Raw genomic sequence first — 14,514 nt, 5'->3', positions numbered from 1 at the left:
CGCTGTGCCAGGTGATGTGCCAAGTGATGTGCCAGGTGATCGGACCGGTGGTGCCGATGTGGACCGCCGCGGCGTCCAGTATTCATCGCGACCGCGTCAGCGGCCACCACCCTGCGGCGTGCGACTGCCCGTCCCGCGAGTGCGCCACGCGTCGAACGCCTCGCGCGAGGTCTTGGTCGGGGTGTAGCCGAGGACGTCCTTCAGCCGGTCGTTGGCGAGCACGGGGCGGAACTGGAGGAACCGCGTCTGCTCCGGACCGTACGACGTGAGGCCGAGCCGCTTGCCGACCATCAGTGCGATCCGCAGCGTCGGCTCGGGGACCTCCAGCACCCTCTTCCCCAACGACGCAGCGATCTCCGAGATGGTCAGCGATCCGTCCCCGGCCACGTTGAAGACGCCTGTCGCCTCGCCCGTGACCGCCCGCTCGATGATCGCCACGACGTCGGTGTCCCAGATGAACACGAAGGGGGAGTCGGCGCCGCGGATCTTGAGCAGCCGCGGCCGCTCGAAGAGCGCGGTGATCTGGTTGTCGACCCGTTCGCCCAGGATCGTGCCGATCCGCAGCACCACCTGCTCCAGCTCGGGGTGCTCGACGCGCGCAACCGCCAGCATCTCCTCGACCTGCCGCTTGTGGTCGCTGTAGGCGAACTCCACGTTGCCGCGCACCGGGTCGTCCTCGGTCAGCCAGCCGCCGTGGGCTCGACCGTTGTCGGGGTGGTAGCCGTAGGCAGCGCCGCTCGAGGACACCACGACCCGCCGCACCCCGTGCGCCAGGCAGGCGTCGAGCACGTGGCGCGACCCGTCGACGTCGACGGCCCGCTCGAGCTCGCGTGAGGAGTCTCTGCCGGGTGTGACGATCGATGCGAGGTGCACCACCACCTCGGGCCGGCAACGCTCCACGGCAGCAGACACCAGGCCCGCGTCGCGGACGTCGACCACCACGTGGTCGACCCCCGCCACCGGAGCGTCGGGCACCCGCAGGTCGGCGCTGGTGACGGCGTGACCACCACCAGCGAGCCCCCGGACCACCGACGAGCCGAGGAACCCGTTGCCGCCGGTGACCAGCACCGCGGTCATGCCGGCGCCCCCGACGATGCACCCGACGGCGCCCCCGAGACCGCCGCCGCTCCGCGCACCCGGCGCCACAGCACCGCCACGGTGAGCCCGGCGATGATGTCCCAGATGCCCCACCAGGCGGCGACCAGCGCCATCCCGCCGAGTCCGTCGAAGTAGGTGAAGACCAGCAGCAGGCCGAGCCCCGCGTTGCGGATCCCCACCTCGAAGGTCATCGCGCGCACGCTGGCGTCCGGCAGTCGCGTCGCCCGGCCGATGCCGTAGCCGAGCAGCAGCGCCAACGCGTCGTGGAGGAACACCGCGAGCAGCACGACACTGATGTAGTCGACGAAGATGTCCCAGTTGTTGGCGACGCCGATGACGATGATGGCGGCCAGCGCGACGTAGGACAGCGGACCGATGACGCGGTGGCCGACCGAGGCCACCCGTGGCCAGAGCCGGGCGATGGTGATGCCGGCGACGAACGGCAGTCCGATCACCAGCCCGACCTCGAGCAGCATGTCGAGCGCGCTCAGGTCGATGTCCTCGAGCACCTTCTTGCCGGTCGGGTGCAGTCCGCCCCAGAACGCGACGTTGAGCGGCATCAGCACGATCGCGAGCAGGTTGCCGACGGCCGTCATCGACACCGACAGCGCCACGTCGCCACCTGAACGGTGGGTGAGGATGTTGGAGACGTTGCCCGGCGGGCAGCACGCCACCAGGATCAGCCCGAGCGCCACCGACCCGCGCAGGTCCAGCGCCAGCGTCAGGACGAAGGTGATCGCCGGCAGCAGGAGGAACTGTGCGACGACACCGATCGCGATCACCCCGGGCCGACGCAGCGCAGCGGCGAAGTCCTCGAAGCGGGTGTCGAGCGCGATGCCGAAGAGGATCGCCCCGATGACGATCTTGAGGGTCGTCAGCGACGACTCCTCGAAGGCGATCCTGATGTTGTCGACGTCGGTCACGACGTGAGCCCCTCGATCTCGGCGCGCACCGCGGAGCGGTAGGCGTCCTTGTTGACGTAGTAGGACATCCGCTCCAGCCCCAGGTAGCGGTAGCCGCCGGACAGGTCCGGTCGTGGCCCGGCAGCCCGCCGGTCCAGAGCGCGAGCGGCGGCCGGGTTCTCGCGCCGCGCCCTCAGGTACGACGCCACGAGCTCGGCCTGCTCGTAGCGACCCTGCCAGCCGATGCCGGACGCCTCGATCATGCCCAGCACGAAGAGGTCGGGGTCGGCCTGGGTGAAGATGTTGAGGTAGAGGTCCGGCGCGGTGCCGCGCCCCTTCCACTGCAGCAGCTCGGGATCCACGAACGGGTAGTGCAGGTGGTAGCCGGTCGCCAGGACCACCACGTCGTAGGGCGAGCGGCTGCCGTCGGCGAACTCGACCTCGGACCCTGCGAGCCGTCGTACGTCGGGCCGCACGCGGAGGTCGCCGTGCCCCAGGTGGTGCAGGACCAGCGTGTTCACGATCGGGTGCGACTCATAGATCTTGTAGTCGGGCTCGGGGAATCCGAACCGGACCGGGTCGCCGGTGAAGAGCTTGAGCACGCGGGAGTCGATCGCCTGCTTGATCCGCGGCGGCAGCGGCTTGCCCTGGTTGAGGGTGTCGGCGGGCTTGCCGAAGAGGTACTTGGGGACGAAGTAGTAGCCCCGACGCACTGACAGGTCGACGGACGTGGCGTGGTGCACGGCGTCGACCGCGATGTCGCAGCCCGAGTTGCCGGCCCCGATGATCAGCACCCGCTTGTCGGCGAAGACACGCGGGCTCTTGTAGGCGCTGGTGTGCAGCACCTCGCCGTCGAAGGAGCCGGGGAGGGTCGGGACCGACGGCTCGCTGAGCGTTCCGTTGCAGACCAGGACGCCGGCGTGCTGGTGCTCGGTGCGCACGCCGTCGACCTCGACCGTGACCGTCCAGCCGCCCTCGGCGAGCGGCACCGCCGCCACGACCTCGGCGCCGAACGTGAAGCCGGACGTGAGGTCGAAGCGGTCGGCGAAGTCGCGGAAGTAGGTGAGCAGGTCGCGGTGCGAGGGATAGTCCGCGACCTCGTCGGCCATCGGGTGCTCGGCGAACTCGGTGGTCCGCTTGGACGAGATCAGGTGGGCCGACTCGTAGACCGTGCTCCGCGGCCCGTCGATGTCCCACAGCCCGCCGACCCCCGCGGCGAGCTCGTAGCCCACCCAACCGATCCCCGCGCGCTGCAGGTTGCGGGCGGCCGCGAGCCCCGACGGCCCGGCCCCGATCACGGCATAGGTCATGTCCACGACAGGCATGATGTCGTCATGCGTCCCATGCTCGCCACCAAGGGCACCCTGGTGCCCGTCGGCGAGGCCTGGTCCCACGAGGTCAAGTGGGACGGCGTGCGGATCCTCGCCGACACCCTGCGCGACTCCGGGTCGACCCGGATGTGGAGCCGCAACGGCAACGACGTGACGCCCGCGTGGCCCGAGATCGCCGCCGGGCCGCTCGCGGGTCGCGACGCGCTGGTCGACGGCGAGGTGATCGCCCTCAACGACAAGGGCGTGCCCGACTTCCGGGTCCTCCAGGACCGCATCCACACCCGCAAGGCCGCGACGGCGCTGCGCCTCAGCGCGAGCATCCCCGCCACGTTCATGGTCTTCGATCTGCTGCGTCTCGACGGCACCGACCTCACCGGCCAGCCCCTCGAACGCCGGCGCCAGCTCCTGGGCGAGCTCCTCGGTGGCCTCGAGCCGGGCAGCACCTGGCAGGTGCCGACGTCGTACGACGACGGGCAGATGCTCCACCAGGCGACCCTCCAGCAGGGGCTGGAGGGCATCGTCAGCAAGCGCCGCACCTCCCGCTACGTCCTCGACCAGCGTTCCCCGCACTGGATCAAGCTCGCGCACCGCCACCGGCTCTCCTACGTCGTCGGTGGCTGGCGGCCCCAGGAGGGGACGACCGACCGGCTCGCGGCGGTGCTCGTGGGGGAGTCGACGCCCGACGGCCTGCTCTACCGCGGCCGGGTCGGCAGCGGTATCGGCGGCAAGGCCGGCCGGTTGCTGAGCGACCTGCTGGCGCCGCTGAGCACGTCGAGCAGCCCGTTCGCCGACGAGGTCCCGCGCCTCGACGCCCTGGGCACCCGGTGGGTCGAGCCCAGCGTCGTCATCGACGTCGACACCCATGGCGTCGGCTACACCCGCCTGCGCCAGCCGTCCTACCGCGGTGTCCGCACCGATGTGAGGGCCGAGGACCTGTGAGCCCGAGGAAGCAGGCCTACGACAAGCAGGAGGTGCACGTCGACGTCGAGGGTCGCACCCTCAAGATCAGCAGCCTCGACAAGGTCCTCTTCCCCCGCACGGGCACCACCAAGGCCGAAGTGCTCAGCTACTACGCGCAGATCGCACCGGTCCTGCTGCCGCACCTGAAGGACCGCGCGGTCACCCGGATCCGCTGGCCCCACGGCGTGGGGGACATGAGCTTCTTCGAGAAGAACGCACCCGCCGGCACCCCGTCGTGGGTGCGCACGGTGACCGTCCCCACGACCGGCAGCCGCATCGGCACCGGTGACGGCACGCTCACCTTCCCGATCGTCGAGGACCTCGCCACGCTGACCTGGATGGTCAACCTCGCGGCGCTCGAGCTGCACGTGCACCAGTGGACCGTCGGGCGCAACGGCCGCCCCCGCAACGCCGACCGCATCGTCGTCGACCTCGACCCGGGGGAGCCCGCCGGCCTCCACGAGTGCTGCCAGGTCGCGCTCCTGGCGCGCGCCAAGCTCGCCGAGCGAGGCCTGACGGCCAAGCCGGTCACCAGCGGCAGCAAGGGCCTCCACCTCTACGCCGACCTGCCGCGCCGCCTGCCCAGCGACGCCGCGACGGCGCTCACCAAGGAGGTTGCCGAGGAGCTCCAGGGCGAGCACGCCCGGCTCGTCACCGCCACCATGACCAAGGCCAGGCGCGGCGGCAAGGTCTTCTTGGACTGGTCGCAGAACGCCGGCTCCAAGACCACGATCTCGCCCTACTCCCTGCGCGGCAAGGAGAAGCCGTACGTCGCCGCGCCGGTGTCGTGGGCCGAGGTCGAGGAGGGGGCCGGCGACCCCCTCGGGCTGGAGCAGCTGCGCTTCGAGGAGGTCCTCGAGCGGGTCGCCGACCACGGCGACTTCTTCGCGTCCTGACCGGTGTCCTGACCGGCGTCCTGACCGGTGTGCCGAGGGTGTTACCCAACCGTGGACCCAGCGTGGGCCCGACGTTCCCGCGACGTGGCGGGTCGGCTCGTAACGTCATGGACACGCTCGTCGTCGGGCCCTGGGAGGTGTCATGAAGATCGCAATCACGCGCAAGCTCCTGCTGGCGGTCGCCTCGGTCCTCATGGTGGCCGCCGTGGCAGCCCTCAGTGGCGTCCCGTGGAGCCAGGCCAGCGGCTCCGAGGCGGGCGTCGAGCTCGTCGCGGAGGACAGCTTGGCCACGCTGACCGTCACGGGCATCCAGCCCGGCGACTCGGTCGTGCGCTCGGCCACGATCCGCAACTCGACCAACGCATCGGTCCGGGTCGCGTTCACCGAGCAGGGCGCGCCCTCGACCGCGCAGGACGGGCTCCTGCTGCTGCGCATCGAGAGCGAAGGCCGTCAGGTGTTCGCGGGCGGGTTCGGCGCCATGGCCGACCTGACCCAGGACGCCGGGGAGCTCGCCCCCGGGGCATCCGCCACCTTCCGGTTCACCGTGGCGCTGCCCGACGACGCGTCGTACAACCCCCCTGGCCAGGAGGTCGCGCAAGCGACCTACGCATGGGTCCTGGTCCCCGTCACCACGTGACGCTCACGCACCATCTCGGGAAGGAACTGCTGTGGAGATCGCGCCGGCACCGCCGCGACGCCGGACCTCTCCGCGCGCCCGGATGCTGCTGGTGCTGGGCATCTTCGGCCCCGTGACGCTGCTGGCGCTGCTGCCGACGGTGCTCGGGCTCCAGCGCTACGTCGTCACGAGCGACTCCATGAGCGGTGGCATCGAACGCGGCTCGGTGGTCTTCGAGCGCCGGGTCCCGGTGGGTGACCTGCGCGTCGGCGATGTCATCACCTACGAGCGCCCCTCCTCCGCGGGCTCCGACGGGCTCGTCACGCACCGGATCGAGTGGATCGAGGGTGCTTACCTCCAGACCCGCGGCGATGCCGAGCCGGGGCCGGACCCGTGGCTGGTGCCGTTGGGCCAGCCCACGATGTCGCGCGTCGTCCTGAGCATCCCCTACGTGGGATATCCGTTCGTCGCGCCGATCGGGCAGTCGGTGTGGCTGCTGGTCCTGGTGGTGCCGGGCGCGCTGCTGGGCTCCCTGCTCGTCCAGGACGCCCGCCGGTCACGAGCGAGCCCGGCGCGGATGTCGCACCGAGTAGGCACGTCTGCGCGATAGGCGACGCTGAGAGCCCCTATGCTTCGCAACGTGGCACATAGGGTTCTGGTCGTCGAGGACGAGGAGGACATCGCTATCCCTCTCGTCCGCACCCTGGAGCGCGAGGGCTACGACGTCCTGTGGGTCGACAGCGGCCAGAAGGCGCTGGACGAGCTCCAGTCGCGGTCGGCCGAGGTGGTCATCCTCGACCTGGGCCTGCCCGACATGGACGGCCTCGAGGTCTGCCGCAGGGCCCGCGATGCCGGCTACGAGGGTGCGATCATGATCGTCACAGCCCGAGCCGGCGAGCTCGACCGCGTCGTGGGGCTCGACTACGGCGCCGACGACTACCTCGCCAAGCCCTTCGGCCTCGCCGAGCTGCAGGCGCGCGTCCGCGCCCTCATCCGGCGTACGTCGGGTGCCAACGGCCATGGCGACGGCATCGACGAGGGTGCCCTGCGCATCGACGTCGCCGCGCGCCGGGTCTATGCCGGTGAGGACGAGGTGCCCCTGACGGGCAAGGAGTTCGACGTCCTCAACATCCTGGCGGCCCACCGCGACAAGGTGGTCTCCCGCGGTCGGTTGATGGCCGATGTCTGGGACGAGAACTGGTACGGCTCGACGAAGACGCTCGACGTGACGATCGGTCGCCTTCGCCAGAAGCTCGAGAGCGTCGGAGTCTCGGAGCGGGTGGTTGCTGTTCGGGGCGTGGGATTCCGCCTCGAGGGCAGCACCCCCGATGCGTGAACGGCTGACCCTCAGCTTTGTCCTCGTCACCCTGGGCCTGCTCGTGGTCGCTGGTCTGGTGCGCTCGGTCGCCCTCGACGGGATGCAGCGCGAGCGCGAGGGCGAGCACATCTTCCGCGAGGCGACGACGCTGGCGGCGGTGGTCGAGGCCCGCCAGGAGCGGCGGGAGGTCATCGACGCCGCGTTCCTCGACGACTACGTCGGCGCCGACACCGCGATCGTCTTCGTCCCCGCCCCCAACGGTGACGGTGGCGACAGGGTCGAGGTCCGGGGACCCGCCTACGAGCCGGGTGAGGGCGAGATCTCCTCGACGGTCACGCTCGACGACGGCGACCTGACGGTGCGGCAGTCCGCCGACGCGATCGGCGGGGTCTTCCGGCAGGACGTGTGGTCGCTGGTCGTGCTGTTCCTGCTGGTCGGGGTCGTCTCGGCGCTCATCGGCTTCGCCATCTCCCGCGCGCTGTCGGCGCCCTTCCAACGACTCGCCGTCGCCGCGAGCGCGCTCGGCCGCGGTCGCTTCGACCTGGATCTTCCGGAGACCCGGGTGCCCGAGGCCAGGGCCATCTCCGAGGCGTTGCGCACCAGCGCCGTGGCGCTGCGGGACCGGCTCGAGCGGGAGCAGGCGTTCTCCATGCACGCCTCCCACGTGCTGCGCACGCCGCTCACCCGCCTGCGCCTCGAGCTCGAGGAGCTGGCCCTGGACCCCGAGCTCCCCGAGGCGGCGCGGTCGGCCGTGGTGCGGGGCATGTCGGCCGTCGACGAGGTCAACGAGGTCGCCGGCGAGCTGGTGAGCCTGTCGCGCCAGGGGCTGATCGGTGGTGAGCAGGTCCCGTTGCGCGAGCTCGCGACCGGTTCCGCCCAGGTCTGGGCCGACGAGCTCGCCGACCTCGGACGGGGGCTGACCGCGGCCGTCGAGGGCGACCTCGAGCTCACCTTCACCCCCGGCCCCATCGAGCAGATCCTCGACCTGCTGCTGCGCCACGTCGTACGCCACGGGACCGGTGACGCGCGCCTGGTCTTCGAGGGCGACTCCCGGGGTCACCTGCGGATCACCGTCGGCGCCGCGCGACTCACCTCACCGCGCGAGGAGCTGCTCGTCGAGGAGGCGCGCTCGGTCGTCGAGGCGCTCGGTGGACGGCTCCAGTCCGACGTCGGCGACGACACGGGCATCGACCTCTCGGTCCTGCTGCCGCGACGCTGACCTGTCCCTCCAGGCGGGCTCAGCTCAGGCGTCGATGAAGGTGCTGATCGCGTCGTTCACGATGTCGGGCTGCTCGAGCTGGAGGAAGTGGCCGGCGTCGGCGACCACCCGGATCTCCGCGCCGTCGGGCAGCCGGGTGGCGGCCCGCTCGGCGATCGCCGCCTGGAGGCAACCGTCGTCGGCGCCGTGCAGATGGAGGCTCGGCACGGTCGGCATCGCGGTCCAGGTGCGATGCCAGTCGGCGTAGGCCTCGGGCACCGCCCACACCCGCGGCACCGCGCGGTAGTAGCCGATCACGGCCGAGCGTTGCTCGGGCGTCCCGACGCTCGCCAGCAGGTGCTCGAGGTCCGCCGTCGCGTCGTAGCCCGGTGACCAGGCCGCCCACAGGTGGTGCACCAGCCCGGACGGGTCAGCTCCCCCGCTGACCCCCACCGGCGCGGTCCAGCACAGAACCGCCCACGACCAAAGCAGGCGAGGCGAGGGGCCGCGCAATTTCCTAGGCGCGTCGGAACAAGCCACGGGAAACGCCATGCCCTTTCGGCCCCCCTAGGGAATCGGTCGGGGCGGACATGACCTGTAGCCGTGAAGCAGACACGCCCACACTTGGTCCGCTGACACGGGTCTACTCCGCTGGAGCGATGTTTTGGTTGAGGCGGAAGAGGTTGGTCGGGTCGTAGGCCTTCTTGATGGCGGCGAGGCGCTCGTAGTTGGGTCCGTAGTTGGCGCGGATGCGGCTCTGGTCGTCCTCGGCCATGAAGTTGATGTAGCCGCCGTCGCTGGTGTGGGGCTCGAGTGCCGCGTGGTACTCACGCACCCACTCGGTGTTGGCGTTGTTGTCTGCAGGGTCGGGCCACATGCCGGCGATCACTGGGGCGAAGTTGGCGCCCCGGTAGGCGAACGCGGTCGCGTCAGCCGCGACGTCGTGGACTGCGCCGTCGATTGGGTAGAGGTGCATGGTGGACTCCATGGCCGGCACCTGGGTGCCGTGCTCGAGGTGGACGGCGATGGCGTCGTCGGTGAGCTCCGGTTGGAAGGCGGCCTTCCAGTAGTGCTGGAGGCCCGGGGGCAACAGGCCGTCGAACGCGCTGTTGAGTGCTGGGTAGGGCATCCTGCCGACGTGCTCGGCGACGGGCTTACCGACCGCGCGCAACTCTTGGAGGAGCACCTCGGCGTCCTCGTCGCTGCCGTTGAAGCAGGACACCAGCAGAGCGAATGGCTCGCCGACCCGGTCCTCGGGGACGAACGGGAGCGGTGGGGCGATCTGGAACGCCGGGAAGGCGCCCATGGTGCGGGGTGCGGCGGCGATCCACTCGCGGTAGGTCTTGAACAGGTCCTCGGCGACGTTGAGCTCGAAGAACATCGGGCCGCCGTAGATGGTGTCGACCGGGTGCAGGTCGAACTCGAGCTCGGTCACAACGCCGAAGTTGCCACCGCCGCCCCGCAGCGCCCAGAACAGGTCGGGATGCTCGTTCTCGCTGGCGGTCACGAAGGTGCCGTCGGCGAGTACGACGTCGGCCGAGCGGAGGTTGTCGATGGAGAGTCCGTGCGCGCGGGCGAGGTAGCCGATGCCGCCGCCGAGGGTGAGGCCGGCGACTCCGGTGGTTGAGATGATCCCGCCGGTGGTGGCCAGACCGAAAGCGTGCGCAGCATGGTCGAAGTCGCCCCAGGTGCAGCCGCCCTGCACGCGGGCGATCCGCTTCTCGGGGTCGATGCGGATTCCTTTCATGGCGCTGAGGTCAAGGACGATGCCGTCGTCGACGGTCCCGAACCCCGGGACGCTGTGGGCCCCGCCTCGGATCGCGAGGTCGAGGCCGCTCTCGCGTGCGGCAGCGACGGCGGTGCGCACGTCCGCGACGTCGACTGCTTGCACGATGGCGAGTGGGCGGCGGTCGATCATCGCGTTGTAGACCGAGCGCGCCTGGTCGTAGTCGGGGGACTGCGAGGTGATCACTGGGCCTCTCGTTGCTTCGAGGGTGCTGAGTGCGGGTGTGCCGGTCATTGCTGCTCCCTGTGTTTGTCGGTCGAGCTTCTGGTCAGCTGAAGAGCCGCACGGCGTGGTCGTGGAAGTCCCGCATCGGGGAGACCGGCCCGATTTCGAGGAACACGGCCCCGTCCGCCGAGGTGGCGGTGTGCCCGGCGGGCCAGTGGTAGACCTCCCCGGCGGCTGCGGTCTCGATGGTTCCGTCGGCGTGCTCGAGCCGGATCGAGCCTTCCAGCACGATCCCCCAGTGGGGGCTGGGGCATCGGTCGTTCGGTAGGCCCTGTAGGACGGGGCCGAAGTCGGTTCCGGCCGGGACCCGGGCATGGCGGATGGCCATGTCGCCCAGCTCGAGGTACCTGGTCTCCAGGTCGCCCTGGGCGACTTCGACGGGCATGTCGGCGATCGGTGTTGCCATGGGAGTGCTCCTTCGCATCGATTGTTGCTGGCCCTGGCCACGCTACGGAGGATCAGAGGCCAGCACCTGACCTGATCTGACCGGATCGCCTCGGGCCGGGGAGGGGTCAGATCTGACTATCTCGGCGAGTGTTGGATCCGGTTAGAGTCGAGAGGTGATTGAGACCGCCCGGCTGCGCTCAGCAACGGTGCCTCTGCGGAGGGGTACCGCTTTCGTGGGTCGCCGGGCGGAGGTGGAACGCCTGGAGGCGGTCTGGGCTGCGGTCGAGGACGATCGGCGGCAGCTGGTCTTCGTGGGCGGGGAGCCAGGGGTCGGCAAGACCCGGCTGGTGGCCGAGGCCGCCGCGGCGCTGCGAGAGCATGGGGCCAGGGTCCTGTGGGGTGCCTGCCGTGAGGATCTCGACATCCCCTACCGGCCCTTTGTCGCCATCCTTGAGCAGGCACTTGAGCAGGTGCCACCGGAGGCGCTGCAGGAGATCCCGCCCGAGGCGGCTGCCCCGCTTCCGCGGCTGACCTCCGCCGCGTCCCGCCACTGGCCGGGAGTCGCGGAACCCTCCTCCGGTGACAGCGAGTCGCGACCGGTGCTCTTCGATGCGGTGCTGCGCGTGCTGTTGGTGGTGGCCGAACAGGGGCCGTTGGTGCTGGTCCTCGAGGACCTGCATTGGGCGCCGGAGCCAACTCTGGCGCTGCTTTCTCACGTGGCCGAGTCCACGGCCGGAGAGCAGTTGTTGGTGCTGGCCACGCGTCGGACCACGGCTCCGGACCGCACCGACGCCGTCACGTACGCGCTTGCGGACCTGCACCGCCTCGACGGTGTCGAGCGGATCGACCTCGTCGGGCTCGCGACCGGGGAGGTGGCGGAGTACCTCTTGGGGCAGCCCGGGGTGTCGCGCGCATCCGCCCGGGCTGCGGCCCCGGTGCTACGGGACCAGACCGGGGGGAACCCGTTCTTCCTACAGGAGTACTGGCACGACCTGGCCACCCGCGGAGGCCTGGCGGCGATGCGTTCGTGGACTGCCCAGGCACCACGGTCGGTCCAGGATGCGCTCGAGCGTCGACTGTCGGCCTTCGCCGCCGACCACGCTCGCGTCGTCGAGCTGGCCGCGGTCGCAGGCGACCACATTGATCCCTCCGTTTTGGTCCAGGCCTGCGACCTCGACGCGGAGGTCGTCCTCGAGGGGATCGACTTCGCCGTACGCGCTGGTCTTCTCCTCGCCGGTACCGACGATGGTAGGTACCGGTTCGCGCACGCGTTGGCCCGGCAGGCCGTCCTGGATCGGATGTCCTCCACCGGCCGCGCGGCTGCTCACGCGCGGGTCGCGGAGGCCCTCGAACATCGCCTGGACGAGGACGACCCTGGGCTGGTGGCCCAACTGGCCCACCACTACGTCCAGGCCCGCGCGCTCGGACATGGGGAGAAGGCCGTCCACTACTTGGTGCTCGCAGCCGAGCAGGCGGTGCGCAGCATCGCTCACAGCGAGGCCGCGGCGCTGTACGAGCGGGCAGCACAGCTGCACGTGGCTGAGGGCCCGCCGCGGGTCGAGCTGCTCTTCGCCGCTGCCCACTGTCACATGCACGCCGGCGACTTCACGACCGCCCGGCGCCTGTACGCGGACCTGGGCTCGGGCGAGAGTCCTCGAACCCGGCTGATGGCGGCGATCGGGCACGAGGACGCCTCCGCCAGACCGGGGGTGAACGGTCAACCTTCGCTCGTGATGCTCAGCGAGGCCTTGGCCGGTGCCGCCCTGGATCAGCACGATCCGCTGTACGTGCGCGCCCTGGCCAGCATGGGAAGAGCCTCCGCGTTCACCGGAGATACGCAACGGGCTCGCACATGGGGCGAGGAGGCGCTGGCGCGGGCACGAGCCGACGGAGACGAGGAGCTGGTCGCCCATGCGCTCGGCCGGACCCTATGGCAGGGGATGACGCCTCGGCTCGCGCCCGAGCTGTTGGCCCGGGCGGTCGAGCTCCACGAGATCGGGTCACGCCTCGGAGACGACGACCACCTTGGTCCGGCAGCCTTCTACCGCGGCGTCTTCGCCTACATCGTGGGCGACGAGCCCGCCTGGACCAGCGCCCAACGCGACCTCACCGAGCTGGCCCTGTCGCGCGGGCAGCCCTTCTTCCGGTACGTCGCCGGATGCTGCCGTTACGCCCATCGGTACTCCGTAGGGGACTACGCGGCAGCGGAGCGCATCGTCGCCTGGCTGGAGCAATTCAACCAGGAGTTCGACGGCGCGACCGAGGGGTCATGGGGAGTGCAGCAGTTCATGCTCCGGCGGGTCACTGGCGGCCTGGCACAGGTACGTCCGCTCGTGACCGGGCACGAAGACCTCGCGGACCACTGGCTTCCAGGCCTGTTGGCGCTGTACACAGAGCTGGAGATGTGGGCGCCGACCGCCCGTCTGCTGGCCCACCTGTGTGACCGGATCGACGACTATCGGGCAGGCGCCCAGTGGGGCGGGGTGCTGGCCTTCATGACCGAGGCGGCAGTGAAGCTCGATGATGCCCCGACGGCAAGAATGCTGCGGCCGCTGCTGGCCGACTACGCCGATGCCAACCTGATGACCGGGCAGTTCGTCGGCGTCTTCGGCAGCGCCGATCGCCGGGTGGCGGAGCTGGACTCAGTGCTGGGCGCGCCGGGCGCCGACCTTCGCTTCGAGCGTGCTCTCGCCATGGACCGGCGGATGGGCGCGGTCACACACCAGGCTGAGACCCTGGCCGCCTGGAGCCGCCATCGTGCCCGCGGCACGGGAACGGCGGGCGGACCCACCGCCGCGGCGCTGGCCGACGAGGCCGGCGCGCTCGCGCGACGGATCGGCCATCGCGGCGTCCTCCGTGACCTCGACGCTGTCCCGGCGCCTGACGCCGTGCACCCACCTCTTCCCAACGGTCTCACCGAGCGGGAGGTCGAGGTACTCCGCTTGGTCGCCGAGGGCCTGTCCAATCGCGAGATCGGTGAACGGCTGTTCCTCAGCGCAAACACGGCCGCCAACCACGTGCGCAGCATCCTGAGCAAGACCGCAGCCCCCAACCGCACCAAGGCGGCGATCTTCGCCACCCAGCACGGTCTGCTCCGACCCGGAGGATGACCCGACCCCCCGGCCATCTACATCGGTGTGAACGAGCCGTCCGGAGAGATGGTGCCGGAGAGCTCCAGGATGGCGTCGGCCGGGAGACCGGCGCGGACCGCGGCCGTCCGGATCGCGTCGATGTCGTCGGCCTCGTAGAGGCAGAAGGTCTTGCGCTTGTCGGCCGACAGGAACGAGGAGAGCCAGCGCACCCCGGAGTCACCGTTGATCTCGTTGATCTCGACGGCAGCCTCGGGCGCGACGTCCAACTGCTCGGCGAACTGACGTTCCACCATGAAGACCGGCATGGCTGTACCTCTCGCTTGTGACCGTGTGTGATTGACCGGAACGGCGGCCTAGGAACCCAACGTACCCAGGGGGCCGCTTGGGTGCAGTGGTTGAGCACAAACTCTCTCGCGGTTGTCGACGACGCTCCAAAACAGGTCTGGACCAGACACCCTGGTGATACCAGCCGGTAACCGTGACTTGTTCTAGACCGGAGCGTTGTGGAGCCGTCGGTGCTGGGACGCAGGAGGCGCTGACGCCAAGTCGAGCGAGGTAGTCATGCGGGGCTTGCAAGCTTCTCGGTTCGCGTTCGGCGTGGCGTTGGTGGTGGCCGCAATGGTCGGCTCGGGTGTCGCGGCGGCGAGCCCAAGAGACGAGACGGAAGCGAGTGGCGGGTGCCCCGCGCCGGAGGTGGAGCACACG

At 70.4% G+C, this 14,514-nt stretch carries 14 protein-coding genes; 7 read left to right on the top strand and 7 right to left on the bottom strand.

What is annotated here, in order from left to right:
- Positions 1-96 precede the first annotated feature (96 nt).
- From BM204_RS16815 to BM204_RS16805, 3 genes are read right to left on the bottom strand one after another with little or no spacing between them, the layout of a single operon-like run.
- On the bottom strand, positions 97-1,077 hold the full coding sequence (locus BM204_RS16815) for an SDR family oxidoreductase (protein WP_091115863.1): 981 nt from the start codon (positions 1,075-1,077) through the stop codon (positions 97-99).
- A complete protein-coding gene (locus tag BM204_RS16810; protein ID WP_091115732.1) occupies positions 1,074-2,021 on the bottom strand; it encodes a bile acid:sodium symporter family protein in 948 nt (315 codons plus the stop codon). The genes BM204_RS16815 and BM204_RS16810 overlap by 4 nt, the downstream gene beginning before the upstream one ends.
- Complete coding sequence (locus tag BM204_RS16805; protein ID WP_218031304.1) at positions 2,018-3,325, bottom strand: flavin-containing monooxygenase; 1,308 nt, start codon at positions 3,323-3,325, stop codon at positions 2,018-2,020. Before BM204_RS16805 ends, BM204_RS16810 begins: the two co-directional genes overlap by 4 nt.
- A 9-nt stretch (positions 3,326-3,334) precedes the next feature.
- Between BM204_RS16805 and ligD (BM204_RS16800) the strand changes: the two genes are divergently transcribed.
- The 6 genes from ligD (BM204_RS16800) (at position 3,335) to BM204_RS16775 (ending at position 8,340) form a co-directional block, all read left to right on the top strand.
- The gene (gene ligD / locus BM204_RS16800; protein WP_091115730.1) at positions 3,335-4,270 is read left to right on the top strand and encodes a non-homologous end-joining DNA ligase; all 936 of its coding nucleotides are present in this window, start codon (positions 3,335-3,337) and stop codon (positions 4,268-4,270) included.
- On the top strand, positions 4,267-5,187 hold the full coding sequence (gene ligD / locus BM204_RS16795; RefSeq protein ID WP_091115728.1) for a non-homologous end-joining DNA ligase: 921 nt from the start codon (positions 4,267-4,269) through the stop codon (positions 5,185-5,187). Before ligD (BM204_RS16800) ends, ligD (BM204_RS16795) begins: the two co-directional genes overlap by 4 nt.
- Positions 5,188-5,329: 142 nt before the next feature.
- Entirely contained in the window at positions 5,330-5,824 is a 495-nt protein-coding gene (locus BM204_RS16790) for a hypothetical protein (protein ID WP_091115725.1), read from the top strand.
- Positions 5,825-5,855: 31 nt separating this feature from the next.
- Complete coding sequence (locus BM204_RS16785; RefSeq protein ID WP_091115723.1) at positions 5,856-6,413, top strand: signal peptidase I; 558 nt, start codon at positions 5,856-5,858, stop codon at positions 6,411-6,413.
- Positions 6,414-6,443: 30 nt separating this feature from the next.
- Positions 6,444-7,139: a response regulator transcription factor gene (locus tag BM204_RS16780; RefSeq protein WP_246166429.1), complete on the top strand. Its 696-nt coding sequence runs from the start codon at positions 6,444-6,446 to the stop codon at positions 7,137-7,139.
- Positions 7,132-8,340, top strand: a complete 1,209-nt coding sequence (locus tag BM204_RS16775) for a HAMP domain-containing protein (RefSeq protein ID WP_091115719.1) — start codon at positions 7,132-7,134, stop codon at positions 8,338-8,340. The genes BM204_RS16780 and BM204_RS16775 overlap by 8 nt, the downstream gene beginning before the upstream one ends.
- A gap of 24 nt (positions 8,341-8,364) precedes the next feature.
- On the opposite strand, the gene BM204_RS16770 is transcribed toward BM204_RS16775, so the two are convergent.
- The 3 genes from BM204_RS16770 to BM204_RS16760 all read right to left on the bottom strand — a co-directional run bounded on the left by BM204_RS16770 (position 8,365) and on the right by BM204_RS16760 (position 10,736).
- The gene (locus BM204_RS16770) at positions 8,365-8,772 is read right to left on the bottom strand and encodes an alpha/beta fold hydrolase (protein ID WP_091115716.1); all 408 of its coding nucleotides are present in this window, start codon (positions 8,770-8,772) and stop codon (positions 8,365-8,367) included.
- 190 nt (positions 8,773-8,962) lie between these two features.
- A complete protein-coding gene (locus BM204_RS16765; protein WP_246166426.1) occupies positions 8,963-10,291 on the bottom strand; it encodes an FAD-binding oxidoreductase in 1,329 nt (442 codons plus the stop codon).
- 82 nt (positions 10,292-10,373) lie between these two features.
- Complete coding sequence (locus tag BM204_RS16760) at positions 10,374-10,736, bottom strand: cupin domain-containing protein (protein ID WP_091115711.1); 363 nt, start codon at positions 10,734-10,736, stop codon at positions 10,374-10,376.
- Positions 10,737-10,890: 154 nt separating this feature from the next.
- Between BM204_RS16760 and BM204_RS23455 the strand changes: the two genes are divergently transcribed.
- Complete coding sequence (locus tag BM204_RS23455; RefSeq protein ID WP_091115709.1) at positions 10,891-13,827, top strand: ATP-binding protein; 2,937 nt, start codon at positions 10,891-10,893, stop codon at positions 13,825-13,827.
- A gap of 17 nt (positions 13,828-13,844) precedes the next feature.
- Here the strand turns inward: BM204_RS23455 and BM204_RS16750 are convergent, their stop codons facing one another.
- A complete protein-coding gene (locus tag BM204_RS16750; RefSeq protein WP_091115706.1) occupies positions 13,845-14,114 on the bottom strand; it encodes a DUF4242 domain-containing protein in 270 nt (89 codons plus the stop codon).
- Between the last annotated feature and the right edge of the window lie 400 nt (positions 14,115-14,514).

Origin of the sequence: Nocardioides psychrotolerans (genome assembly GCF_900113685.1) — a bacterium.
Taxonomy (GTDB): domain Bacteria; phylum Actinomycetota; class Actinomycetes; order Propionibacteriales; family Nocardioidaceae; genus Nocardioides; species Nocardioides psychrotolerans.
This window is presented reverse-complemented; position numbering and strand designations above follow the sequence as displayed.